At 61.9% G+C, this 23,427-nt stretch carries 28 protein-coding genes and 1 pseudogene; 20 read left to right on the top strand and 9 right to left on the bottom strand.

The window, feature by feature from the left end:
• Nucleotides 1-169: 169 nt before the first annotated feature.
• Complete coding sequence (locus THITH_RS10800; protein WP_006748079.1) at nucleotides 170-517, top strand: hypothetical protein; 348 nt, start codon at nucleotides 170-172, stop codon at nucleotides 515-517.
• A 732-nt stretch (nucleotides 518-1,249) separates the two neighbouring features.
• Here THITH_RS10800 and THITH_RS10795 read toward each other — a convergent pair.
• Nucleotides 1,250-2,101, bottom strand: a complete 852-nt coding sequence (locus THITH_RS10795) for a hypothetical protein (protein ID WP_006748080.1) — start codon at nucleotides 2,099-2,101, stop codon at nucleotides 1,250-1,252.
• 82 nt (nucleotides 2,102-2,183) lie between these two features.
• Entirely contained in the window at nucleotides 2,184-3,206 is a 1,023-nt protein-coding gene (locus THITH_RS10790; RefSeq protein WP_025367491.1) for an SDR family NAD(P)-dependent oxidoreductase, read from the bottom strand.
• Nucleotides 3,207-3,754: 548 nt separating this feature from the next.
• Between THITH_RS10790 and THITH_RS10785 the strand changes: the two genes are divergently transcribed.
• The 3 genes from THITH_RS10785 (at nucleotide 3,755) to THITH_RS10775 (ending at nucleotide 7,388) form a co-directional block, all read left to right on the top strand.
• Nucleotides 3,755-6,610 (top strand): hypothetical protein, encoded by a 2,856-nt coding sequence (locus THITH_RS10785; RefSeq protein WP_006748082.1) that lies wholly within the window; start codon nucleotides 3,755-3,757, stop codon nucleotides 6,608-6,610.
• 293 nt (nucleotides 6,611-6,903) lie between these two features.
• Entirely contained in the window at nucleotides 6,904-7,179 is a 276-nt protein-coding gene (locus THITH_RS10780) for a helix-turn-helix domain-containing protein (protein WP_006748083.1), read from the top strand.
• Nucleotides 7,179-7,388: a type II toxin-antitoxin system VapC family toxin gene (locus THITH_RS10775; protein ID WP_006748084.1), complete on the top strand. Its 210-nt coding sequence runs from the start codon at nucleotides 7,179-7,181 to the stop codon at nucleotides 7,386-7,388. Before THITH_RS10780 ends, THITH_RS10775 begins: the two co-directional genes overlap by 1 nt.
• 220 nt (nucleotides 7,389-7,608) lie before the next feature.
• On the opposite strand, the gene THITH_RS10770 is transcribed toward THITH_RS10775, so the two are convergent.
• Nucleotides 7,609-8,355: an RES family NAD+ phosphorylase gene (locus THITH_RS10770; protein WP_006748085.1), complete on the bottom strand. Its 747-nt coding sequence runs from the start codon at nucleotides 8,353-8,355 to the stop codon at nucleotides 7,609-7,611.
• Nucleotide 8,356: 1 nt separating this feature from the next.
• Nucleotides 8,357-8,716 carry an MbcA/ParS/Xre antitoxin family protein gene (locus THITH_RS10765; protein WP_006748086.1) on the bottom strand — a complete coding sequence of 120 codons (360 nt, stop codon included), beginning with the start codon at nucleotides 8,714-8,716 and terminating at the stop codon, nucleotides 8,357-8,359.
• 273 nt (nucleotides 8,717-8,989) lie between these two features.
• On the opposite strand from THITH_RS10765, the gene THITH_RS10760 reads away from it, so the two are divergent.
• Complete coding sequence (locus THITH_RS10760; protein WP_006748087.1) at nucleotides 8,990-10,873, top strand: 3'-5' exonuclease; 1,884 nt, start codon at nucleotides 8,990-8,992, stop codon at nucleotides 10,871-10,873.
• Nucleotides 10,874-10,915: 42 nt separating this feature from the next.
• Here the strand turns inward: THITH_RS10760 and THITH_RS10755 are convergent, their stop codons facing one another.
• Nucleotides 10,916-11,332, bottom strand: coding sequence for a type II toxin-antitoxin system VapC family toxin (locus tag THITH_RS10755; RefSeq protein ID WP_006748088.1), 417 nt, complete (start codon nucleotides 11,330-11,332; stop codon nucleotides 10,916-10,918).
• Nucleotides 11,329-11,598 (bottom strand): antitoxin, encoded by a 270-nt coding sequence (locus THITH_RS10750; RefSeq protein ID WP_006748089.1) that lies wholly within the window; start codon nucleotides 11,596-11,598, stop codon nucleotides 11,329-11,331. Before THITH_RS10750 ends, THITH_RS10755 begins: the two co-directional genes overlap by 4 nt.
• Before the next feature lie 172 nt (nucleotides 11,599-11,770).
• On the opposite strand from THITH_RS10750, the pseudogene THITH_RS19730 reads away from it, so the two are divergent.
• The 5 genes and pseudogenes from THITH_RS19730 to THITH_RS10730 all read left to right on the top strand — a co-directional run.
• Nucleotides 11,771-11,830 (top strand): annotated as a pseudogene (locus THITH_RS19730) (hypothetical protein); the annotation flags it as partial.
• Between the two features lie 43 nt (nucleotides 11,831-11,873).
• Nucleotides 11,874-12,149: a type II toxin-antitoxin system VapC family toxin gene (locus THITH_RS19725; RefSeq protein ID WP_006748090.1), complete on the top strand. Its 276-nt coding sequence runs from the start codon at nucleotides 11,874-11,876 to the stop codon at nucleotides 12,147-12,149.
• A 238-nt stretch (nucleotides 12,150-12,387) separates the two neighbouring features.
• Entirely contained in the window at nucleotides 12,388-12,921 is a 534-nt protein-coding gene (locus THITH_RS10740) for a Uma2 family endonuclease (RefSeq protein WP_156925584.1), read from the top strand.
• Nucleotides 12,922-13,125: 204 nt separating this feature from the next.
• Complete coding sequence (locus THITH_RS10735) at nucleotides 13,126-13,368, top strand: type II toxin-antitoxin system Phd/YefM family antitoxin (protein WP_006748092.1); 243 nt, start codon at nucleotides 13,126-13,128, stop codon at nucleotides 13,366-13,368.
• A complete protein-coding gene (locus tag THITH_RS10730; RefSeq protein ID WP_006748093.1) occupies nucleotides 13,365-13,628 on the top strand; it encodes a Txe/YoeB family addiction module toxin in 264 nt (87 codons plus the stop codon). Before THITH_RS10735 ends, THITH_RS10730 begins: the two co-directional genes overlap by 4 nt.
• A gap of 56 nt (nucleotides 13,629-13,684) precedes the next feature.
• On the opposite strand, the gene THITH_RS10725 is transcribed toward THITH_RS10730, so the two are convergent.
• Nucleotides 13,685-14,179: a hypothetical protein gene (locus tag THITH_RS10725; RefSeq protein WP_156925518.1), complete on the bottom strand. Its 495-nt coding sequence runs from the start codon at nucleotides 14,177-14,179 to the stop codon at nucleotides 13,685-13,687.
• Nucleotides 14,180-14,289: 110 nt separating this feature from the next.
• Between THITH_RS10725 and THITH_RS18545 the strand changes: the two genes are divergently transcribed.
• The 9 genes from THITH_RS18545 (at nucleotide 14,290) to THITH_RS19715 (ending at nucleotide 22,114) form a co-directional block, all read left to right on the top strand.
• Nucleotides 14,290-14,952, top strand: coding sequence for a hypothetical protein (locus THITH_RS18545; protein ID WP_006748096.1), 663 nt, complete (start codon nucleotides 14,290-14,292; stop codon nucleotides 14,950-14,952).
• A 115-nt stretch (nucleotides 14,953-15,067) separates the two neighbouring features.
• Entirely contained in the window at nucleotides 15,068-15,421 is a 354-nt protein-coding gene (locus THITH_RS18540; RefSeq protein WP_156925517.1) for an effector-associated constant component EACC1, read from the top strand.
• 128 nt (nucleotides 15,422-15,549) lie between these two features.
• Nucleotides 15,550-15,738, top strand: a complete 189-nt coding sequence (locus tag THITH_RS17985; protein WP_006748097.1) for a hypothetical protein — start codon at nucleotides 15,550-15,552, stop codon at nucleotides 15,736-15,738.
• 181 nt (nucleotides 15,739-15,919) lie between these two features.
• Nucleotides 15,920-16,045: a hypothetical protein gene (locus THITH_RS19720; protein WP_408645329.1), complete on the top strand. Its 126-nt coding sequence runs from the start codon at nucleotides 15,920-15,922 to the stop codon at nucleotides 16,043-16,045.
• A gap of 590 nt (nucleotides 16,046-16,635) precedes the next feature.
• Nucleotides 16,636-18,138 carry a type I restriction-modification system subunit M gene (locus tag THITH_RS10715; protein WP_006748099.1) on the top strand — a complete coding sequence of 501 codons (1,503 nt, stop codon included), beginning with the start codon at nucleotides 16,636-16,638 and terminating at the stop codon, nucleotides 18,136-18,138.
• On the top strand, nucleotides 18,135-19,316 hold the full coding sequence (locus tag THITH_RS10710; RefSeq protein ID WP_006748100.1) for a restriction endonuclease subunit S: 1,182 nt from the start codon (nucleotides 18,135-18,137) through the stop codon (nucleotides 19,314-19,316). The genes THITH_RS10715 and THITH_RS10710 overlap by 4 nt, the downstream gene beginning before the upstream one ends.
• A 269-nt stretch (nucleotides 19,317-19,585) precedes the next feature.
• The gene (gene mads3, locus THITH_RS10705; protein WP_006748101.1) at nucleotides 19,586-20,845 is read left to right on the top strand and encodes a methylation-associated defense system AAA family ATPase MAD3; all 1,260 of its coding nucleotides are present in this window, start codon (nucleotides 19,586-19,588) and stop codon (nucleotides 20,843-20,845) included.
• A gap of 562 nt (nucleotides 20,846-21,407) precedes the next feature.
• Complete coding sequence (locus THITH_RS17970; protein ID WP_198019441.1) at nucleotides 21,408-21,839, top strand: DUF4258 domain-containing protein; 432 nt, start codon at nucleotides 21,408-21,410, stop codon at nucleotides 21,837-21,839.
• Nucleotides 21,836-22,114, top strand: a complete 279-nt coding sequence (locus THITH_RS19715; RefSeq protein ID WP_006748102.1) for a YgiT-type zinc finger protein — start codon at nucleotides 21,836-21,838, stop codon at nucleotides 22,112-22,114. The genes THITH_RS17970 and THITH_RS19715 overlap by 4 nt, the downstream gene beginning before the upstream one ends.
• 19 nt (nucleotides 22,115-22,133) lie before the next feature.
• On the opposite strand, the gene THITH_RS10695 is transcribed toward THITH_RS19715, so the two are convergent.
• Together THITH_RS10695 and THITH_RS10690 are read right to left on the bottom strand one after the other, a co-directional pair.
• Entirely contained in the window at nucleotides 22,134-22,421 is a 288-nt protein-coding gene (locus THITH_RS10695) for a Txe/YoeB family addiction module toxin (RefSeq protein ID WP_006748103.1), read from the bottom strand.
• The gene (locus THITH_RS10690) at nucleotides 22,418-22,669 is read right to left on the bottom strand and encodes a type II toxin-antitoxin system Phd/YefM family antitoxin (protein WP_006748104.1); all 252 of its coding nucleotides are present in this window, start codon (nucleotides 22,667-22,669) and stop codon (nucleotides 22,418-22,420) included. The genes THITH_RS10695 and THITH_RS10690 overlap by 4 nt, the downstream gene beginning before the upstream one ends.
• A gap of 297 nt (nucleotides 22,670-22,966) precedes the next feature.
• On the opposite strand from THITH_RS10690, the gene THITH_RS10685 reads away from it, so the two are divergent.
• Entirely contained in the window at nucleotides 22,967-23,362 is a 396-nt protein-coding gene (locus tag THITH_RS10685; protein WP_006748105.1) for a Fic family protein, read from the top strand.
• The last annotated feature ends 65 nt before the right edge of the window (nucleotides 23,363-23,427 follow it).

The raw sequence follows: 23,427 nt of genomic DNA, 5'->3' as shown, positions 1-23,427 counted from the left end.
GGTGTCTATGCTCAATGCACTCGGACGTGGCTGGACGGCCGTGGCCACGTTGACCGAGGCCGGCGATGAACGGAGTGGCGCCGCATTCGGGGGCAGACTGCCGAGCACCGATCCTCCGCGGCCCACCGGTCGCTGGACTACGATGAAACCAGGAAGCGAGGAAGAGACGATGATCGCTCGAAACAACAACGGACAACGTCGCCTGGTGGTGAGCCTTACGGTCAGTGCCTTGGCCGCGGCCCTGCTGCTGACCAGCCAGCCGGCGGCTGCCTCACAGCACTTCGGCATGCTTTGTGACCACACCAGAGGCCAGTTCGAGCTTCAGTTCGACCATCGGCCAGGCGGCGGCATGGACGCGTTTCCGATCTGCACCTACCCCGGCGGGGATTTCTGGATCGGGGATCGTCACAGGAATCAGGTCTTGTGGAACTATGGCCTGACCACCTCGGCCAACCCGCTGAGCATCCTGATGGAGCAGCGCCAGCGCAGTATCGCACGCTACCGCCACCGTCAGTGAGCGTCGAAAGCGCGGACGTGCCCGGCGCCCAGGGTCCGACGGTTCAGCGACGACTGGAAGCGGCAAGACACCCATTTTGTTGACCGTTGCCCGACCAAAAACCGCTTTGCGGTCTTCGTCGGGTGAGCTAGGCGTTATCGCGCCGAGCAAAGCTCGGCGTATCTTGCGGGGTGAAAGTCCCCGACGGGTAAGGGTTAGCCATCCACCCGTATCGAGTCTTGGGCCTGTGGCGGAGTAATGGAGGACGAACAAGGCAGGTTAAGCGTAGACAGAGAATCCTGTAGGCCGCAGGGGTGATCGCGCACCCTTGAAGTGCTGGTACAGCTTCGACAAGCTCAGCTCCGGGCGCTGAGGGTTTTAACGTGCACCGAAGGCAACACAGAAGCACCCGTCAGGGCGAGGGTGTGGAGGTCCGGCGGAGTCCACAGGCCTTGGCTGCGAGGCAAGAGATACGTCGGAGAACTCGGGAAGCCCCGATGGGCTCCTGGATGGACTTGCCACCGACAGGGCACGCGGTTATTGAGGCACGCAAGGGGAAAGCCGGCCACAGGGCGAACGAGGCATGGGGTCAGGTCTCGCGTTGCAATCGTCCAGGTCTGGTACCGGCGCGCCTGCGCGGGCCCGGCCGTCAGGGCCGGGGATCCGCGGGGCCGCCCCGAGACTCGCTAGATGCGCTTGCGCCGTGGGCGCTCTATCGATCAAAGCGAGTTCGGCAGGCGTCGGGGAAACCACTCACTTCCTCTTGCCTCGCGCCTCCATGTAGAAGTACATCGCAGGGACGCCGATAGAGAAGACGACCACCACATGGAACGCAATGACCCAGGTGAGCGGATTGCCGGTATCGAAGTCGTCCCATGAGGCCAGCATGGCTACGAGGAACAGCAGAGGCGCAGCCAACTCGGCACGCAGGACGTAGCGCAGGGATTGCCAGCGGGGATCCAGGTAGGCCGCAAGCGCGAACAGGCTGAACACCACGAACTGTGCGGCCAGGACACGGGCGGTCAGGGGACTCAAACGCCAGGGCCAGATCTCCATCATCAGGGTCGGTGTCACGAATAGAAGCAAACTGGCCAGCACTCCGACGAGCCCCACAATGCCCACGAGGAGTCGAACGGGTGGCGGTAAGGTATGATCATCCGGCTGCGGCGGACCCAGGCGCGCGCTGCGCGTGTTCCGTATCCAGATCCCGACCACCAGGAACGGCGTCGTGGCATACAGGACAACCCATATCCAGGTGGTCGGATGACTGTGATTGAATGCGGGCCAATGCAAAATGGTCGCGACACCCATCAACGCGGCAAATGAAGCCACCGGGATCAAGCCGAACTTGATCTGCTGCCAGCGACGGGCGAAAAGCGCGGCCGTGAAATAGAGCACGCCCGCGAGGTAGGTCGCCCCGAGCATCATGGCATTCATCTGGGGTCCGATCGGCCATGCAAAAAGGCGCTCGGTCTCGTCGGATCTGAGAAAGAGAATGACAAAAGCGGCCAGCAGAAACGGGATGATGATGGCGGATACTGCTCGGGTTTCCGGGAGAACCTTGTCCTCCCCAGGATATCGGGAAACCGGCTCGTGTCGGGACATCACGCCCTCCTGAACGATCAGAGGATTGTTGCATCTGCGTTCCAATCAGATCGCATTGACATATCGCAACACATAGGGATCGCTAACGTGTTGTCGCAAGCCGCCCCACCCGGTGTCGCGAGATCCATCCGCGACGGTACGCCCAGTGGCAGGTGTCGGCAAGGGTGTCATGGAGATCCCGTGGCGAGAATCCGAGGTCGCAGGCGGCTGCGCTATCATCGGGCCGCGCATTCCGGACGACGGTGTCGAATCCCTCCTCGCTCAGAGGTAGCCTGACGGGGAGGAGGCGCTGCAGGTGGCCAGCCAGCCGAACACCCGGACGAAGGGCCCATGGCGGCAGAACCCATCGGCGGATCCTCCTGTCGGTAACCTCCGCGACGAGATCGACCAGACCGGCCAAAGATACCTGGACGCCACCGAGCAGGTAGCGCCTGGGACCTTGCCCAGCCTCCAGCATGGTAGCGAAGGCCGCCGCGAGATCACGCACATCCACGATGCAAATGCCGCCGCGTGGAATCACCGGCATTCGACCGGCGAGCACGTCACAAAGGAATCGGGTACTTTCCCCGAGTCGCATATCGTGCGGACCGAACACCGCTCCGGGATAGCCGATCACGACGGGAAGGCCCCGTTCCTGCAAGCTTCGCGCCGCCCGCTCGGCGTCCGCCTTGGATGCGGAATACGCCCCCAAGGGTGACGCGACCGCAGCATTCGCGGTGAGCAACCCGTCGTGCGTCGGGGACAAGGTCACATGACTCGACACATGGATGATGGGATCCAGACCGCGGTCCCCGGCCGCGTTCAGCACGTTCAGGGTGCCGACTGCATTGATCCGGCGCATGGCGTCAGCGTCACGCACATCAAGCGAATAGACGGCGGCCGCATGAAGGACCGCATCGCAGCCCGCCATGGCACGTTCGACCGAAGCGCGGTCCGACACGTCACCGACGCTGTACGCCGGTGTCTCCTTCTGCAACGGAGCCGACGACCTTGCGACGCGGGCCGGGTTGCGCACCAGCAGCCGCACCGCGTGGCCGCGTCCCAAGAGCTCCGCCACGCAATGCGACCCGATGAAGCCGGTGCCCCCAGTCACCAGAACACGCACGGTCCCGTACCCATTGACAGCGAACCCCTCGATTGCCCTACTGGTGTCAGCGTCCTGCTCCTGGTCTGGCCAGGGTATCGCACAGCGGGGTCGAATCGGAATCCGGACGAGACGCATTCCTCAGGTCCGCGTGGGAGCGAGACCGAGTGAACTGATGTGGGGGTAGCACAAAACCGAAAGGTTTCCTGATCTACCGAGCGAACTGTCATGGCCCCGCGCCACCCCTGAGGACGAACATCTCCCTCCCGCGCTTGCGAAGGTGTTCCCGTCAGGTCGGCGGCAAGAAGGTTGAGTCGTTTCTTCCTCGGGCAAGGACCGTCCGGAGGGCTGCGCCGCGATTGTCGCGCGGGACGCAGGGGAGTAGCCTCGCCAGAGAAGGCCGGAGGGTCAGCGACACGAAAGTCGGGGGGATCATGGGGATGCCGGCAAGGAATCACGCGACGGCGCGGCGCCCGGGACTGCGAGCCAGCGCCGCGGCGACGCTTCTGCTCCTGGCTTCGGCTGGCACGGTTGAAGCGGCGCAGTGCGCGGCCGAGCGGACGGAAGCCATGCCCCCCGCCGACCCGGCGCTCTGCGAGCACCTGAGCGCGGCGATCCGCGACCCCTCGGCCCTGCCGCTCGACCGCTACCAGGCGCAGCTGAACGACTTCCTCGGCAACTGGTGCCACCGCGACGAAGCCGCGGGCTGGCAGCGTGACAAGCGGGTGCGGGACACCGGCCCCTTCACCGCGGCACTGGTCGACCGCGCCTGGCAGGGCACGGGCCACGGCACCCACGCGCCGGTGGTGATCTGGTACTCCCCGGAGATGCTCGCCTGGCTGGTCGAGCATCGCACCGGCGAGGCGGAGGCCGAGCCGCCGCCGGTGCCTGACGGCGCGATCATGGTCAAGGAGATGTTCCCCTACCCGGCGGGTGCCTGCGACGCGGTCGATCCGCTGAAGCTCTTCCCGACCAGCGGCGCGGCGATCATGATCCGTGACCGCCAGGCCTCGCACGACGGCTGGTACTGGGGCTGGTACGGCTTCGGGCCAAGCAGCGGCTGGGCGCCGGACTGGCCGCCGACCCCCGGCAACCCGCTGGCGAACCAGGGTTTCGCGCAGTACTGTCTGAACTGCCACGCATCGGCGCGCGACAACCTGACCTTCGCCTCACCGCGCAACATCCAGGGCCAGCCCGGCGAGCCGCTGGTCTTCCTCAGCCAGTCCTTCTTCGAGGCGGCGGCGCCCCGGAGCCACCACGAGCAGGTCACGCTGCCGCACGACAGGGTGCGCCGCCTCGGTGAGCCGCACTACCGCGCCGACCGCGACCTGCTGAAGACCCTCCGCGCTCACCTGGGGGATACCCCCAGCTGGGACACGGTCGTGCCGATGCCCTCGGAGACCTACGACAACACCTGGGTCGCTGCAGGCGGGCCCACCGCCGCCGATACTTTCCTCACCTCCAGCCAGTGCCTCGGCTGCCACGATGCCGGCAGCACCGGGCTGCAGTTCGACATGACGCAGCCGAACCCGTACGGCGACAACCTGTTCAATCTCTCGCCCTACGCGACCTGGCGCACCTCGCCCATGGGGCTGGCCGGGCGCGACCCCTTCTTCTTCGCGCAGCTCGCGAGCGAGACCCAGAGCTTCCACCCCGACTCGAAGGCCCTGGTCGAGGACACCTGCCTGGGCTGCCACGGGATCCAGGGGCAGCGGCAGTTCCACATCGACCGCTTCGCGGAGTCCGGGGAGTGCCAGGACTTCACCCGCACCATGGTCGACGCCGTGCCCTGGCCCGACGGCAACCCCAGCGCACCGCTGGCCGACTACGGCATGTTGGCGCGCGACGGCATCTCCTGCACCTCCTGCCACCGCATGGCGCTGGGACCCGATTCCGCCGGCCTGCTGGCGGAGCCTCAGAACGCCTGCGTCGAGGAGCGCCAGGCCCTGCTGAACCCGCACAACAGCGGCTTCGCACGCACCTTCACCGGCAGCTTCCCGGTCGGCGCGCCCGACCGCCTGATCGGGCCTTTCGAGGATCCGCGGGTGAAGCCGATGGAGAACGCGCTGGGCAACACGCCCGAGCACCACGCCAGCATCACCAGCTCCGAGGTCTGTGGCAGCTGCCACACGGTGCACTTGCCGATCCTCCAGGCCGGACAGATCATCGGCTATACCTACGAGCAGACCACCTATCCGGAGTGGGCCTTCAGCGCCTACCGCACCGGCGAGACGCCCGACGGCGAGCTGCCGCACGGCGCGGGCGCGGACGCGCAGTCCTGCCAGGACTGTCACATGCCCTCGCGCACCGCCGACGGCACGCCGTTGCACAGCCGCATCGCCAGCATCCAGGAGTACAGCCGGTTCCCGCAGGCCGAGCACAGCCTGGGACCGGAGGAAACCGACCTGCCGGTGCGCGACGGCTTCGCCCTGCACACCCTAGTCGGGCTCAACGTCTTTCTGGTGAAGATGGCGCAGCAGTTCCCCGACGTGCTCGGCATCCGCACCCAGGACCCGATGCTGGTCTCGCGCGGCGTCGATCCGCTGATCCGCACCGAGCAGGCCATGCTCGATATGGCGCACCACGAGACTGCGACCGTGACTCTGAGCGAGGTCTCGACCCGCGACGGCAGCTTGGACGCCACGGTTACGGTCACCAGCAAGGTGGGGCACAAGTTCCCCTCCGGCGTCGGCTTCCGGCGCGCCTTCCTGGACTTCCGCGTGCTGGATCAGAACGGCGAGACGCTCTGGGCCTCGGGCCGCACCGACGCCGCCGGTGTCTTGGTCGACCAAGACGGCAACCCACTGGAGGGCGAACACTGGTGGGAATCCGACTGCTCCGCCCGCATCGAGCCCGAGGCTCGGCTGCACCAGCCGCACTACCAGCGCATCACGGCCCAGGACCAGGCGCAGATCTACCAGGAGCTGGTCTCCACGCCGCCGCCGGGCGCCGACGCGGCCGCCTGCGGCCGGCAGGCCGAGGCCCAGGGCCGGCTGACGACCAGCTTCCTGTCGATCTGCGGCACGGTGAAGGACAACCGCATCCTGCCCCACGGCTACCTGCCGGAGGCGGCGCGCAAGGAGATCGCCGCAGCGCTGGGCGCCGGCGAGGATCTGGCGATCGACGCCGGTGCCTACGCGGTGGGTGACGATCCGGACTACCGCGATGGCGGCGCCGACTCACTGGTCTATTCCGTACCGCTGGACGAGCTGCCGGCCGGTCGCAGCGCGGCGGCGGTGCAGGCGACGCTCTACTACCAGGCGACGCCGCCCTTCTACCTCCAGGATCGCTTCTGCACAGCGCAGGGCACCGACGCTGACCGCCTGCGCTTCCTGGTCGGGCATCTCAATCTCGATGGCACCGCCGCCGAGGGTTGGAAGCTGGAGGTAACCTCGAGCGGGCCGGTGCCCTTGGCCGGCCATTGACGGGCTGCGGAACGGCCGAGTGCCGACGCCCTGAAGCGCTTCGCCCTCTTTGGCATCTCCGCGTCTTGGGCGGCTGGTGACCTCTTCATCGGCGCCGCGCAACGCATACCGCGGGTGACTGCCGCCATATGCGGCCATGACGGTGAACGAGTCCGTGCACGAGGCCCTGCAACGCCTTGGAGCGACCTGCTGATGCTGGAGGCACAGGCCTGCAGGCATACGTTACCGCAACACACTGAGTCACCCTGGCAGGGTCAGAACGACTCTTTCCGACCCCCATCGAGCCCTGGGCTATGGTCGTCACGCCCGCCCATGTCGGCATTCAGCAGGATCTCGCGTTTCAGCAGGAGATGGACGATGCGGAGGCGCTGGCGGACGCCGCCCGGTTTGTGCGGCGCGTGCGCAAGCGCCTCGGTCTCACGCAGTCCGAGTTCTCGCGCCGCATCGACGTACCGCTGGACACAATCCGCAACTGGGAGCAGGGGAGGCGCCGCCCGACGGGTGCTGCCAAGGCGCTGCTGAAGGTGCTCGACAAGGCACCGGAATCGGCATTGGCGGCGCTCGATTGATGGACGCTCGCGGGGGAGAAGAATCGCGCAACAAGGAGGCGCGTCGCGCCTTAAGCCAGTTCGGCAAGGGGCGGTACGCCGCTGGGCTGCACTATGGCGACTGTTTCGCCTACGCGCTGGCGCGTGAAAACGGGCAGCCGCTGTTGTTCAAGGGCGAGGATTTCCGCCGTACCGACATCGTTTCCAGCATCGGCGCGGCCGCCCGGTAGCTACTGCGTAGATCGGCAGCAGACACAGGCGGTCGCGGCCGTCGAAGGCCGTCGCCGTCGCGTTGCGCGTCAAATGATGCATCCACGTGGTTGCCCCATGAACTGGAAGTGGCGGAACGCACTCTTAAAAGCCGCCTGGAGGAAGAAGTCCGTCGCCCGGTGGCGTGACGGGCACCGGATTGACCTTGGTGGTGGGCCGCTCGAGAAGCTTTCCGGTGGCTCATGCCGGCAGCGGCAGGCGGCCGCGGTGCAGGAACTGCTCGAGCGCGAAATCCTGCAGCGTACCGTCGCCGGTTTTCCGGAAGCGCGCGTGCTCGGCGGTCAACTGGCAGAGCCAGGCATCCTGCCGGGTGGGTGTCTTTCGAGTGAACGGGCGCGGATGGTAGAGCGCAAGGTTGAGGCCCGCCTCCGTATCCCGCGCCGAGCGGTACTCGAACAGGTCGATGCCGGCCTCGCGCATCGCGGTGCCCAATGCCTGGGTGGCGCTGTAGTCGGCGGGATGGCGGAGCAGGGGGGTGCTGTCCTCGAACGGAGGCTGATGGAGCTGGATACCGTCACGCCCCTGGTACCGGGCGGCAAACAGCGTGTGCTGGGTATCGAGCTTGCGCGGCGGCGGGGTGGCCATTCCGTACCAGAAGACGAAGCGGTAGTAGGCCGCTTCCGCGAGTACCGTGCGTTCGCCCAGCGCCCCGTAGAACAGGCTCGGTTCATGGCGCCGACCGAAGCGCGAGCCATGGCGTAGCGGGGGGTAGCGAAACGGCGTCGCCAGCAGGTAATGCAGCCGCTCGGTGCCCGGACGCAGCGGCGGTTTGGTCGATTCCAGCATCTCTTCCAACACCGCCTGGCGTTCCAGCGACGACACCAGTTGGTTGGTGGCCACCTGCTCCTGACTCTCGACCAGGCGCAGGACTTCTCCTTTCAGGACCACGCGGGGCGCGGTGTCGACCCATGCCGCCCAATCGGGCATCTCAGATCTTGCCGCGGATGGCGTCGAGGTATTCGAGCACGCCCACCAGGCCCTGCACCGAGCGGATCTGCTCGGCCGGCACGCCCCCGGTGTGGTGGTTGGGCGTGTGCATCCAGTGCTTCATCGCGCCGGCGTCCCCTCCGGTGAGCACGTACAGGGCGCGATAGCAGCGGATCAGCAGCAACGCCAGTTCCCCCGGCTTGCTGTCCGGATCGACGTTGCCCCTGCTGATGTCCGTGCGCCCGCGCCCGATCACCGCGCCCAGTTCCGCCTGGGTCAGGCCCAATGCCTTGCCGGCATTGACCAGCGCCTCGCGCAGGACCTCCGCGCGCTGAGGAGCCAGAGCCGTAACACTACCCATCGGCATCTCCTTCGGCAGGGTGTCTATAGTGCACATTGTACGGATAAATGTGGCCAGTGCACATCAGGAGGCATCGTTGGCCGTTGCGCTTGCACATCGACCACGCGAACCACGATCCGCGACGAACCTGCCGCGACCCGGCGCGCGGGGCCAGACCGCAGGGTTCCATGCCCGGCTTCCGTTCCGCACCGGCATGAACCTCGGCGTCGACCTAGAATAACGGTATGTTCCGATACGCATTTCCGCCGGGCTTCCGGATGCGCGCTGCGTGACATGGCGAAGATCATCCCGGCCCTGAATCGTCATACCCTTGCCCGAATGACCTCGGGCGAAAAGCGTTTCGCCGAAGCGCTCGCGCGGCTGCTCGAAGACGACTACCTGGTCTGGTACGACATCCCGGTCGGCCGCCGGAGGCGCTATCCCGACTTCATCATCCTGCACCCCTCGCGCGGCCTGCTGTTCCTGGAGGTGAAGGACTGGAAGCCGGACACCCTCAAGCACATGAGCAAGAGCGATGTCACGCTGCACACCCAGCGCGGCCGGGTTATCGAACCGCATCCGCTGGAGCAGGCCCGGCAGTATGCCTACGCGGTGATCGACATGCTCTCGCGCGATCCGAGTCTCTGCCATCACGCCGGCCCTTATCAGGGGAAACTGGTGATGCCCTACGGCTGGGGCGTGGTGCTCACCAATATCACCCGCCAGCAGTTCGCCAACGCAGCACCGGAAGATGGCCGGGAAATCCTGCTGCCCGATTATCTCGCGATCTACAAGGGCGAATTCACCGAGAACACCGACGCCGAGGCGTTTCAGGAACGGCTGTGGAACATGTTCAACTACCGTTTCCGCGAACCGCTCAGCCTGCCGCAGATCGACCGCATCCGCTGGCACCTGTTCCCGGAGCTGCGCATCGACGCCCCCGCCCAGGCCGAGCTGTTCGCCGACCCGGTACAGTCCGCCGAAGAGGGAACGCTGCCGGACATCATCCGCATCATGGACATCCAGCAGGAACAGCTCGCCCGCAGCCTGGGCGAGGGCCACCGCGTGATTCACGGTGTCGCGGGTTCCGGGAAGACGATGATCCTGGGCTTCCGCTGCCTCTACCTCGCGCAGACGCTGAACAAGCCCATCCTGGTACTGTGCTTCAACATCACCCTGGCCGCGCGGCTGCGCGCGTTCATCTCGGCCAAGGGCATCGGCGCGGAAGTGCAGGTCTATCACTTTCACGACTGGTGTGGTCAGCAGTTGAAGACCTACCATGTCGAGCCGCAGCTTGGCGACGCGCCGATCTACGAGCGCCAGGTCGAAACGGTGATCCACGCGGTGGACCGTGGGTTCATCCCGCGCGCCCAGTACGGCGCCGTGCTCATCGACGAGGGCCACGACATGCAGGCCGGTTGGCTCCGGCTGGTGGTGCAGATGGTCGACCCCGAAAGCAACTCCCTGCTGTTGCTCTACGACGATGCCCAGTCGATCTACAAGAAAACGGCCGGCCTCGGCTTCACGTTGTCCAGTGTCGGCATTCAGGCCAAGGGGCGGACCACGATCCTGCGCCTCAACTACCGCAACACCCGCGAAATCCTCGCTTTCGCCTACGGCTTCGCGCGCGAGTACCTGGACCCCCAAGCCACCGACGACGACCACATCCCCCTGATCGAACCCGAAGCCGCAGGCGTCAGCGGCCCCGCGCCCGTCACCCGACACTGCGCCGATTTCGCCGAAGAACTCGACTTCGCCGCCGCGTGCATCCGCAAATGGCAGGCCAACGGCGTAAACCTTCAGGAGGTCGCGGTTCTGTACAACAAGAACGCCCAGGGGGAAGGACTCGCCCGCCGGCTGCAGCACGACGGCATACCGCATCAATGGCTGTGCGACAGCGCGCGCAAGAAGGCGTACGACAGCGAGGCCGACAGCGTTGCACTGATGACGCTGCACAGCAGCAAGGGCCTGGAATTCGAGCGCGTGATCGTGATCGGCATCGGAGAACTGGATGCCGGTGACGAGGGGCGTCAGCAATCCGCCCGGCTGCTGTACGTGGGCATGACACGGGCCAAACGATACCTGGTGATGACCAGCTCCGGCGCCGGCGGATTCAGCCGGGTGCTCGGTGCGGGGCAAGACGCCAGCGCCGGTGCAGAGCACACGCAAGCGCGTTGAACCACCGACTTGCCGTCGCCTTGAACCGCGACGCCAAGGGTATTACCCGTGCAACCAGTTGGTTAACGCCAATGGTGCGTCGATGCGCTCGAAATGCCCGGTGTTGTTGCTCACCAATACAGCGCCGACAGCGAGCGCGTGGGCGGCGATCATCATGTCCATTTCACCAATCGGCTGGCCCGATCGGGTCAACCGGTATCGGATATCTGCGTAGTAGTCCGCCGCGTCAGCGCCCCAGGCAGGTACGCGCACGATCTTGAGAAACTGGCCCACCGCCAGATGCAGCCGATGAGCGGGTGCCAATCGCTTGAGGCCGTACATCAGCTCAGCGCGTGTGACGGCGGATATGCATAGCCGATCGGGCGGTATTTCGGCGAGTCTCGACTCGAGGACCGGCGAATGCCCCTTGATGATGTAGCTCGTCGTATCCGTATCGAGCATGTGCAAAACGCTGGTCATGCTTCGTCCTGAAAGAGGTCGCGTTCATGGGGAACGATGTTCATTGGACGCTCTGCCATGAAGTCGTCCGGGACATCAACGGTCCGTATCAGTGCAAAAAACTCAGCCCAGATCTTGGCCCCTGGCCGGGTGGACAGCACGACGTCGCCAGACGCATCGTCCCTGGTGGCGTAAATCTCCTCGTTCTCGAAACGAAACTCAGCCGGCAAGCGGACAGCCTGACTCGCACCATTCTTGAACAGCTTGACACGTCGGGTTTCAGTCATGGCGATTTTCCCGTAAGCGCAGAATATATATGGCAGTATATACTCGCGTTGACTGCGCTGCATCCCTCCAGGCGAAGCCGAGTCGCACCGTGCGTATTTCCTCTTCGGCCGTCGTGCGGACCAGAGGCAAGAAGCCGCCGGCCGAGTTTCGTGAACAGCATCCCGAGGTGGAGTGGGGCCGATTGCTCGGCTGCGGGACCGCCTCATTCACGGCTACTTCGGTATCGACTATCAGATCGTTTGGGACATTGTCCAGACCAAGATTCCGCCCCTGCGTGGTGTCCGTGGCAAGCATTTGGGAAGTGGCGATCAAACACCGGATAGGGAATCTCGCTGTCGATCCGGCCAGCTTTCGCGACGAGAGCCTTGCCGCAGGCGCGACACTGCTCGCGATCAATGATGCCCATGTCACCGAGACGGCAAGGCTTCCCGGTATTCATGCAGATCCGTTCGACCGGCTGATGATCGCGCAGGCACGTATCGAGGCGCTGGTAGCGGTCTCGTCGGACCGGCGCTGGAGCGATTACGGCATCCCACTGCAGCGGCCATAGCGCCGCTCCGGGGACGGTGCGATTGCGTGTGCGATGGCTGGGGTGATGCGTGTTCAGTCGAGGCTGCTCGCATGACCGGTGCCAAAGAGCAACAGTCCGCGAGAGAACATTCTGTAAGCGTACTGTTCCCGGATTCCCCGGAATCCAGGGCTATTGATCCCCGGCAATAACTGGCGGGATACTGCAGTTTCACGCGTGCGAGGACGGAAAGATGGCTGAGGCGGCGCCCCGGATCCCGATGACCCACGAAGCATTCCTGCGCTGGGAAGAGACACAGGAAGGTCGTCACGAGTTCCTGGAAGGCGAGGTGTTCGCCATGACCGGTGGCACCGACCGGCATAACATGGCCAGTGGCAATATCTACATGCTCCTGCGCCAGCACCTGCACGGCAAGCCCTGCCGGGTGTTCATGGCGGATGTGCAGGTTCGCGTCGAGGCCGCGGACGCGGCTTTCTACCCCGACGTGATGGTGACCTGCGCCCCCGAAGATGCCGAAGATCGGCGGGTGAAGCGCCACCCCAGCCTGATCGTCGAGGTTCTGTCCCCGGCGACGGCGAGCTTCGATATCGGCCGCAAGTTCGCCTGCTACCGGCAGATCGAAAGCCTGCGCGAATATGTGCTCGTCGACCCCGACGAGATGGGCATCGAAGTCTTTCGCCCCGATCCGGACGGCCGCTGGGTGCTCTACCCAGTCCGGTCCGGAGAGAGGCTCCGGCTGGACAGTGTCGGACTCGATGTACCCATCGAGGCAGTGTACGAAAACATCGATTGAGCAGCGCGAGCGGCTATGCCAGGAGTGCAGCGCCGAACCTTGGTCACCCACCTACGTAGCTACGCGGTCACGGACATCAGTTCGATCGGCGGATCGCGTAGGTCGGCTGGCCGGGTACGCGGAGCGCCACCGTAAGCGTTCGTTTTGACGTACGTACGGAAAAGCGTACCATGGTGGGCCGCTGAACCTGCATCGAGATGCGCCATGCCCGGAATTACCGCCACTGAAGCGCGCAGTAACCTGTATCGGCTGATCGACGAAGCCGCCGAGTTCCACCAACCCATCGTTATCACCGGCAAACGGAACACGGCAGTATTGATCGCCGAGGAAGATTGGGCCGCCATCCAGGAAGCGCTGTTCCTGTTGTCCGTAGCCGGCATGCGCGAGTCGATCCGCGAGGGCATGGATACCCCGGTTGAACAATGCGATGAGGAACTGGATTGGTGACATGGAAGTTGGTCTACACCAGGCAAGCCCAGAACGATGCCAAGAAACTCGCCGCCAGCGGCCTGAAACCGAAAGCCCAGGAATTACTGGCGCTGATCGCGGAAGACCCGTACCGAAAGCCGCCTCCGTTCCAGAGGCTCGTCGGTGATCTTGCAGGAGCCTGTTCACGCAGGATCAATATCCAGCATCGTCTGGTGTACCAAGTGCTCGAGGAGCAGCGTGTAGTGAAGATCCTCCGGCTCTGGAGCCACTACGAATGATGCATCGTCGGAGACACTACACCGATTGCCTGAGCGATGGCCGGGACGACTCGTGCTCAGTCGAGCCCGATCGCATCATGGGCGCGGAGCGCATCAATTGGTGAGAGAAAGCGATATCGGTGTACGCTCCCCGGGATTCCCGGGGAGCGCTGCCCTGCCGTGGTCGCGTGCTGCTCCTCCAGTGTCCTGGCAGAATCGCGCCAGAACGCCCAGTCGACATCTATGGCCCATTCTGTGCCGACGATGCTATGCAGATTCCGTATAGCGTCGACAGCCTGCCGGAACTGCCGGGGTTGCAGCCCCGAATCCTGCCCCAGGCGACCGGGGTAACTGTCCATATCCGGTCGAAACAGATTGGCCAGGCGTCGTCCGGAAACCGACAGAATGAACTGCTCCGCACGCTCTATGTGCCAGCGCACTGCGGTGGGCATAACGCCTTGCTTGATACGCGGATTCTGGCAACGGTCCCAGAAACGACGCTCCGCGTCGCCGCGACTTCCCGTCGCCATGAGCCAACCTTCTGTGAGCCGATGGAAAAATCGCAGCCACATGGCGCCGCACCGGCAGTGCGCGACGCAGGACCTGGACCGTGCTATCCAGAAACTGTCGATTACCGATATTCCAGAAGCTGTCGAATATACGTTAGAACAAGAGAGGTCTTATGGCATTAGTAGGGTTCTTTGACATACTGGGAACTAAGGCAGCCATATCTTCTGGGCGATTCTCAGATTTAATGTCTTTAGATTTTGCGGGCCCAGCGAGTGTTGCGGCCAAGCTTTTCCCTGCTATTCGAGTCTCCATTTTTTCAGATTCCGTAATCGTTTCTGCTGAAGCTGGCAATTATCCTGATTTTCTAAGAGCGGTCTCCCTGATGTATGGTCAATGGTGGGCTGATTTTATATTGGTTCGGGGTGGGATTGCAGAAGGAGAAATTCGCTGGGTTGACCATGAGCCTATTGATGCTGAGTTTCGCTCGTGCAGAAATCTTTCATGTTCTCGCGTATATGGCGATGGACTTGTCTTGGCATACGAAACTGAACAAAGGTCTGGTCCAGGGGCAATTCCATATTTGACTGAAATAGCCGCTGACTTGCTTTCGGAAGTTGAAGAAAATAGCGTGCTTCAAGGGGTAACTCCTATGTTTTGCTGGGCATCAGAAAAACGAGCAGAGTTGATGCTAAAGTATGCTAGCTTGAACTCGGATCATGAGGCACAGCAAGGCAATGGCAGGCGGCACGCACTGGCAACTAAATCGTACTGGGAGCAAGTAGTTGAGAAAAGAAAGTTTTTACCAAATGAATTCGACATCATGCCAATGGCATAGCATGTTCTAACAATGCCAAGCACGGCGACGGCTTTTTCGTTGCGGCTTCGCCTTCACTACAAAGCCGCGCGTGTTGGCGGCGTTATGTTTACCTAATAGCGCCGGAAATGCTGATATGACGGAAAACGCTAAGATCACCAAGGCAAATCTTACCTGTTTCAGGGTTAGCTATGAAACTTTGACACCCATCCTGGAGCAGCACCACCTTCACTACAGCAGACGTATCCAACTGAGTGAGGGACCAATGGCAGCGGGCTTCTTGGTCGAGGTGTCCTTGGTTGGAGGGTGGGGTGTTCTTGCGGTAGCTCTTCTGGCGTGGATGAAAGCAAAGCTTGGTAGGTATATTAAGGTTACTAAACCTGACGGAACAGTAATTGAGTTGAAGGGATACTCAACTGATGATGCTGCGGCTCTTTTGAAGTCGGCACAGGAAATAATCGCAATTGATACCAACAAGTCAAGCTCGTAAACATAACAAGTCGCTCAAGTTCGTTCCGCGCTTCGCGCTCTCCTGGACGCGGCAAAGCCGCGCCACTTAGCTTCAACGTTCGGCGAGAACCATGGCGGGGAATATTCGCATGAAGGAGGACAATAAAGATGTCCACGAAAATCAGTAAAGATGAAGCCCACAGGCTGGTGGATCAATTGCCTGCCGATGCGACGTGGGATGACCTGATGCGTGAAATATACGTACGCGAGGCAATTGAAAAGGGGCTAAGCGACAGTATTGCAGGGAGGACAAAGGCTGTAGAAGAGGTCAGGAAAAAGTACGGATTACCTGAATGAGAGTGCATTGGATCGAGACGGCCGAGGCCCATTTGGACGCGATATATGGGTATATTGCACAGGATTCGGAAACCTATGCTCTTCGGACGGTTGATTAGATTACAAGAAAATCCCAGCAGATCGGTGCGTTCCCCTTGTCGGTGCGTTCCCCTTGTCGGGGCGTCGGGTACCAGAATACGGCATGGATCAGATAAGGGAAGTGTTCTCGGGTCCATTCAGGATTATCTACTACATTAACGCTGATCAGATCGACGTTCTTGCTGTAATTCACGGTGCGATGAATGTATTGCGGGATGAGCAAGAATAGGGAAGGCCGAACAATCTGCTCCAGACGTCGCTTGACAGCTTTCTCCCTTCGCTGTCGCTCCGGTCGGTCGCCGTCAAGCGCGTCTGAGCACAAGCGTTCTGTAACTGACGGAGTGAGGGAGCGAAAACACCAATGCGCCAGTCAACCGGGGAGCGTCCGGATTGAACAGGGCGACGGTTACTTTAAAAAAGTGGAAAACTGGGTCCTTGTTGTATCGAGATCAGCCGCAGAGGAGGATCTGGAGGAAAATCACTATCTGGAGGAAGTTGGGGAAGAAATGTGGAGTACAGTGGTTGAAATTTCTCATTTCCCCTACTGTGGTAGATTCCTTGGTGAGATTCGGAGTTCGGAAGTCGAGATGGTGCACATTGATCACATTGGCTGGAACGCTAGGAGGGGCTAGTGGCAAAGTCAGCCAAAACGCATAATAAAGAGGTAAACCGGATAAAGAGGTAACCCGGACGTCGGAAAGCCCCTGTCCAACAATGTTGGCGAGTTCGGTGGCGGCGCCGGTGTTTTTTCGGAGCGTTGGTGGGGTTCTTTGGGTACATGCTGCCAACTAGCTTAAGTAAGACAAGGAAATAGGATTAGTGATCACTGGAGAACTGAAGTCGAAGGTTGACCGTATCTGGGACACGATGTGGTCTGGGGGGATCTCGAACCCGCTGTCGGTCATCGAGCAGTTGACGTATTTGCTGTTCATCAAGCGGCTGGACGAGCTGCACACCTTGCGCGAGCACAAGGCGGCGCGCACCGGGCAGCCGGTCGAGGAGCCGATCTTCGCGCCGGACGAGAACCACCTGCGCTGGTCTCGGTTCAAGGAGACTGCGCCGGAGAGGATGTTCGCCACGGTGAAGGACGAGGTCTTCCCGTTCATCAAGACGCTCGGCAGCAACGGCGGGACGGAGGAGGAGGGCGATTCGACCTACTCCCACCACATGAAGGACGCGATCTTCATGATGCCCACGCCACGCGTGCTGGCGAACGTGGTGGACCAGCTCGACGGCATCGACATGGCCGATGCCGACACCAAGGGCGATCTGTACGAGTACATGCTAGGCAAGATCGCCAGCGCTGGGCAGAATGGCCAGTTCCGCACACCGCGCCACATCATCAAGCTGATGGTGGACATGACGGCCCCGACGCCGAAGGACGTGATCTGCGACCCGGCCTGCGGTACCGCCGGTTTCCTGATCGCCGCTTCGGAATACCTGCGCGAGCATCATGGCGACGCGATCTACAAGACGGAGGCCAGCCGCCGCAAATTCAACTCGGGCACCTTCCAGGGCTACGACTTCGACAGCACCATGCTCCGCATCGGCAGCATGAACATGCTGCTGCACGGCGTGGAGAACCCCGACATCCGCTACCGCGATTCGCTCGCCCAGTCGGATCAGGACGACGCCGACCGCTTCTCGCTGGTCCTCGCCAATCCGCCCTTCGCCGGAAGCCTGGACTACGAGTCCACGGCCAAGGACCTGCAGCAGATCGTCAAGACGAAGAAGACCGAGCTGCTGTTCCTGGCCCTGTTCCTGCGCCTGCTGCAGACCGGCGGGCGGGCGGCGGTCATCGTGCCGGACGGTGTGCTGTTCGGATCAAGTAAGGCGCACAAGGCGCTGCGGGAAATCCTGGTCGAGCACCAGAGGCTCGACGCAGTCATCTCGATGCCCTCGGGCGTGTTCAAGCCCTACGCCGGCGTCTCGACCGCCATCCTGTTCTTCACCAAGACCAACCCGTTGGGAAAGCCGGGGGCCGGCGGTACCGATCACGTCTGGTTCTACGACATGCAGTCCGACGGCTTTTCGCTGGACGACAAGCGCACCCCGCAGCCCGACAAGAGCGACCTGCCCGACATCTTGGCCCGCTGGCAGAACCGCGAGGCCGAGACCACCCGCAAACGCACCGACCGCAGCTTCCTCGTGCCCAAGGCCGAGATCGCGGGCAACGACTACGACCTCTCCATCAACCGCTACAAGGAGGTGGAGTACGAGGCGGTCGAGCACGATTCGCCGCAGGAGATTCTTCAGCGGCTGGCGAAGCTGGAGGAGGAGATTGCCGAGGGAGGCAAGGAGCTGGAGCGCCTTCTCGGATGAGGTGGGAACGCGTCGCTGTTGCGCAGGTCGCCCAGATCAATCCGCGCCCGGACGCAGATGATAGGCCGGAGGCGAGCGAGCGGGTGAGCTTCGTGCCTATGGCCTCGGTGTCTGAGCTGACGCTTTCCATCGAGCGGCCGGAAGAGCGGATGTATGCCGACGTCGCCAAAGGGTTCACGCAGTTCAAACGCGGCGACATGATCGTTGCGAAAATAACGCCATGCTTCGAGAACGGCAAGATGGCACGGGCCGACGGCCTCCCTCACCGTTTCGGTGTCGGCTCAACAGAATTTCACGTGCTTCGCCCGAGTCATCAGCTTGATGGAGGTTACCTCTTCCATATGTTGCGTGCGCCGTGGGTCCGCCGCGCGGGCGCAATGAAAATGAAGGGAGCGGCCGGCCAGCGTCGTGTTCCGGCGGAGTTCTTCGCTGAGCTTGAAATCCCCCTCCCACCCCTGGCTGAACAGAAGCGGATTGCGGGGATTCTGGACGCGGCCGATGCCTTGCGGGCCAAACGCCGCGAGGCCCTCGCCCAGCTCGACGCCCTCCTTCAATCCACCTTCCTCGACATGTTCGGCGACCCGGTCACCAATCCGATGGGGTGGGCGCGAAGCCGTATCGGAGACTTGGGAGACGTAATAACAGGAAATACGCCCGCTCGGAAATGCTCCGAGTACTACGGTGATGCAATCGAATGGATAAAATCAGATAACATCAACGATCCGTCATTCACCCTCACAAATGCCGAAGAAGGACTTTCCCAGCAAGGCAGGAGAATCGCTCGAATTGCACCGAAAGGTTCGGTTCTGGTTACCTGTATAGCTGGTTCCAGATCCTGCATCGGTAATGCCGCCATCGCTGATCGTGAAGTGGCGTTTAACCAACAAATCAACGCATTTGTTCCAGGTAAGAGAATTTTGCTCTGGTACGCTTTCGGTATTTTTCTCATGGGTAAAGACCTGGTTCAACGCGCATCTACGAACTCTATGAAGGGCATGGTTAGCAAGTCGGCTTTTGCGGGGATCACGGTCACGCTCCCACCTCTCGACCTCCAGCACCGCTTCGCCGCCATCGTCGAATCCGCGGAACAGCAGAAAGCCCGGATGCGCGCCCACCTCGCCGAACTGGATGCGCTGTTCGCCTCCCTGCAATCGCGCGCCTTTAGCGGGACGCTCTGAATAGCAGACGCTTCGGAGCGGATGTGTCGATGAATCGCGACGTTTTCGACAGGTATACCGGGACGTGTCGATGGCGTCGACAGGTCCGTGCCGCAAATGCCCCGGCATTTGTCGCTCATGAAACGGGTTTCGTGAGCAGCAAGCCGATTTGTGGTGCATGGGTGCACAACAAGGTTCGTTGTCGCTCACGTTGCCCCCAGCGTTGAGCGACAAGACAGGCCCCTGCGGCGTCGATTGCCATGCCCCTCGGCATTTGTCAAGCTTGGCCGATGTTTACGCGAATCCAGGCCTTGCGTTTCCGCTGTCTGCGCTCCATCGATCAGGAGCTTGGGCGGTTTACGGTTCTGGTCGGGCCTAACGCCAGCGGGAAGACGACGTTTCTCGACGTTGTTGCGTTGCTTGGCGATCTGATGCGCAATGGCGGGAAGGTCGCGGATACCGTGCTGGAGCGAAGCCGGGATTTCCAGAGACTGCTGTGGCGCGGCGAGGGCTCGTCGTTTCAGCTCGCGGTCGAGGCACGACTCCCCGAGCACGTCAGAAAAGGCATGGCGGAGCCGTATCGGCATTTCACTCGGGGTCGCTACGAGATCGCGATCGGGCTCGACGCAGAGAGCAATCTGCTGGGCCTCGATCACGAAGTGCTTTGGCTGCTCAATGGGTCGGAGTCAACGCGGCTGGGGCAGGCGGAGCTTTTTCCTTCTCCACCCGCCCCACCCGCATCGATTTTCCTGCGGTCTGGCAAGGGACGAAAGCTGATCGTCTCCAACAAGCGTGGCGGCAACGCGAACTATGTGCCCGACGGCAAGAAGACCTATCAGCCGTCGTTCCGGCTTGGCCGCGAGACGGCCGCGATGGCGAACATCCCGGCCGATCGGGACAGCTTTCGGGCGGCGCCATGGTTCCGCGATCTGCTGGTGAACGGAATCCAGAGCCTGACGCTGAACAGTCAGGCCATCCGCCAGCCCAGTCCGCCCGGTCTGGGGAGGCGCTTTCAGCCCAACGGTTCCAACCTCCCGTGGGTGGTGGCGGAGTTGCACAAGGACCCCGATCGGTTTGGGCAGTGGCTGGAACACGTCCGAACCGCCTTGCCGGATATCGAGGACATCCAGAGCATCGAGCGGCCGGAGGATCGGCACCGGTATCTGGTGATCCACTATGAGGGAGGCGCGGAGGTGCCGTCGTGGCTGGCCTCCGACGGAACGCTGCGGCTCCTGGCGCTCACGATTCTGCCTTATCTGCGGGATTTCGACGGAGTGATCCTCGTCGAGGAGCCCGAGAATGGAATCCACCCCCGCGCGATCGAGACCGTGCTTCAGTCGCTCGCTTCGATTTACGACGGCCAGGTGCTGCTCGCGACGCATAGCCCGGTGGCGCTCAATATGCTGGAGCCGAAGGACGTGCTGTGTTTTGCCAAAGATGCGAGCGGCGCGACGGACATCGTGGCCGGTCACCGGCACCCGGCGCTTCGCGACTGGAAGACCGGTGAGCCGGACTTCGGCGTGCTGTTTGCGGCCGGCATCCTAAGCTGAGCGCTGGGGTGATACAAGACACCGATGTAGTTGACGCGTGTGCGATGGCCGGGACGACTCGTGTTCAGTCGAGCCGGATCGATCGCATCATGGGTGCGGAGCGCATCAATTGGTGAGAGCAAGCGATATCGGTGTACGCTCCCCGGGATTCCCGGGGCGCGCTGCCGTGCCGTGGTCGCGTGCTGCTCCTCCACTGTCCTGGCAGAATCGCGCCAGAACGCCCAGTCGACATCTATGGCCCATTCTGTGCCGACGATGCTATGCAGATTCCGTATAGCGTCGACAGCCTGCCGGAACTGCCGGGGTTGCAGCCCCGAATCCTGCCCCAGGCGACCGGGGTAACTGTCCATATCCGGTCGAAACAGATTGGCCAGGCGTCGTCCGGAAACCGACAGCATGAACTGCTCTGCACGCTGTATGTGCCAGCGTACTGCGGTGGGCAATAACGCCTTGCTTGATACGCAGATTTTGGCAACGTTCCCAGAAACGACGCTCCGCGTCGCCGCGACTTCCCGTCGCCATGAGCCAACCTCCTGTGAGCCGATGGAAAAATTGCAGCCACATGGCGCCGCACCGTCTGTGCGAGACGCAGGACCTGGACCGTGCTATACAGAAACTGTCGATTACCGATATTCCAGAAGCTGTCGAATATACGTTCGGCAAGAATAGGGAAGAGCAGATGGATGTTGAGGACATAGTTGTTGCCATCAGCAACAGTCGAGTTCGGATCACAGATCATGCAGATGAGGAAGCTGTTGATGATCATCTGACATTTGACGAAATTTACTTTTCAGTGATGCATGGCGAAATCGTCGAAGATTATCCAAATGACAAACCGTACCCGAGCTGTCTAATTATGGGGAAAAATTTTGCAGGCGCACCAATTCATAGTGTGTGGGCCTATAATGCAGACAATGAATGGGCCGTAATGATCACTGTCTATCGGCCAGATCCAGCACGGTGGATTGACTGGAAAGTGAGGGTAAAGAAATGATGCCATTTGAAAAATGCCCCGTTTGCGGTGGTGAACTTGAAGTTAAGCAGGTAGAGAAGCTATTGCGCGGTGGTTGTAATACCGTAACATTGAAAGTGACCGCAGAGGTTTGTCAGCACTGTGGGGAACGTCTCTATGCAGAGGATGTCGTCAGATCTTTTGAAGAGATCCGCGCTAAACTACAGAAACAGGAGTTTGAACACCTGAGGCCTGTGGGTAGGTCGTTTACCGTAGACAATGATTGGCCGAACAAGGCCATTCACCCGACCACTTAACCCGCCGCTTCGCTCTGGGTTAAGTGGCGGGTGATGGCCGACGTTGGGCCTCTGAATAGTGGAAGCGCAGTTGAGCTATCTGGAGGGCATCGTCTTCAACTCGGTACACCAGGCGGTGTTCATCCGTGATGCGGCGTGACCAGAAACCGGAGAGAGCATGCTTTAGCCGCTCCGGCTTGCCAATGCCGGAAAAGGGTTCGCGCTGGGTCTCGCGAATCAGCTTGTTGATCCGCTCGACCATCTTCTTGTCCTGCTTCTGCCAATATAGGTAGTCTTCCCATGCCTCGTCAGCGAAGATCAGCTTCACTTGGCCAGCTTGCGCTCAACGCCTTTCCCAGCGTTCAGTTGTGCCGCCGCGGTGAGAAGGCGCTTCGCGTTTGCAGGCGTGCGCAGAAGATAGGCGGTTTCCTCCAACGCTTTGTAATCCTCAAGCGAGAGCATCACGACGGACTGCTGTCCGTTGCGCGTAATAATCAAGGCTTCGTGGTCACTGCAAACCCGATCCATAGTCTTGGAGAGGTTGGCCCGAACGGTTGTGTAGGTAATAGCATCCACGGCAGGTCTCCGAATATGTACGCGTTACTGTACATGTCTGCCAGCCCATTGTCCAATGCGCCGGCGGCGACACCCAACGCATCGGTCAACCGGACTGCCCGAAGCTATGCTTCGGGTTCTCTCCGCAATTTCGCTGCTCCGGTAGCCATCGTCGAATCCGCCCGCCGAGCGTCAGAAGGCCCGGATGCGCGCCCACCTGGCCGAACTGGACGCGCTGTTCGCTTCCCTCCAGTCCCGAGCTTTCAGCGGGACGCTCTCACTCTGAAGCGCAGACGCTTCGGAGCGGATTACGACCGCTTGCTGAATCAGGTGACTCGGGATGCCGATTGGCAGGACTGGATTGTCTTCATGCTCGATGGGGTTGAGGAGGTGTCGCGCTGGACCTGCCTGAAGATTGCCGCCGTGCGGGCGCTGATGGAGCAGACATCCCACCATGTCCGGGAGCAACGGCCCAGGATATACAGCCACGAGTTGATGCAGTTACTCTTCGAACAGCCCTATTGCCGGATCAGCTCGCTGGTGGAGCGCGATATCGCCAAGCGGCAGACGGCCTCGGTCTACCTGAAGCAGTTGGTGGAGATCGGTGTGCTGGAAGAGGCGGTTGCCGGTAAGGAGAAACTGTTCATGCATACTAAGCTCATGCGACTGATGTCGCAGGACAGCAACGACATCACCCCGTATCCGGTGCCATGACCAACTTCGCCTTTCTCCCGGACACTTTCCGCGCCATTGCGGAGCCTGCTGTCCGGGCGGAAGGT

The organism is Thioalkalivibrio paradoxus ARh 1 (assembly GCF_000227685.2).
GTDB lineage: Bacteria > Pseudomonadota > Gammaproteobacteria > Ectothiorhodospirales > Ectothiorhodospiraceae > Thioalkalivibrio > Thioalkalivibrio paradoxus.
This window is presented reverse-complemented; position numbering and strand designations above follow the sequence as displayed.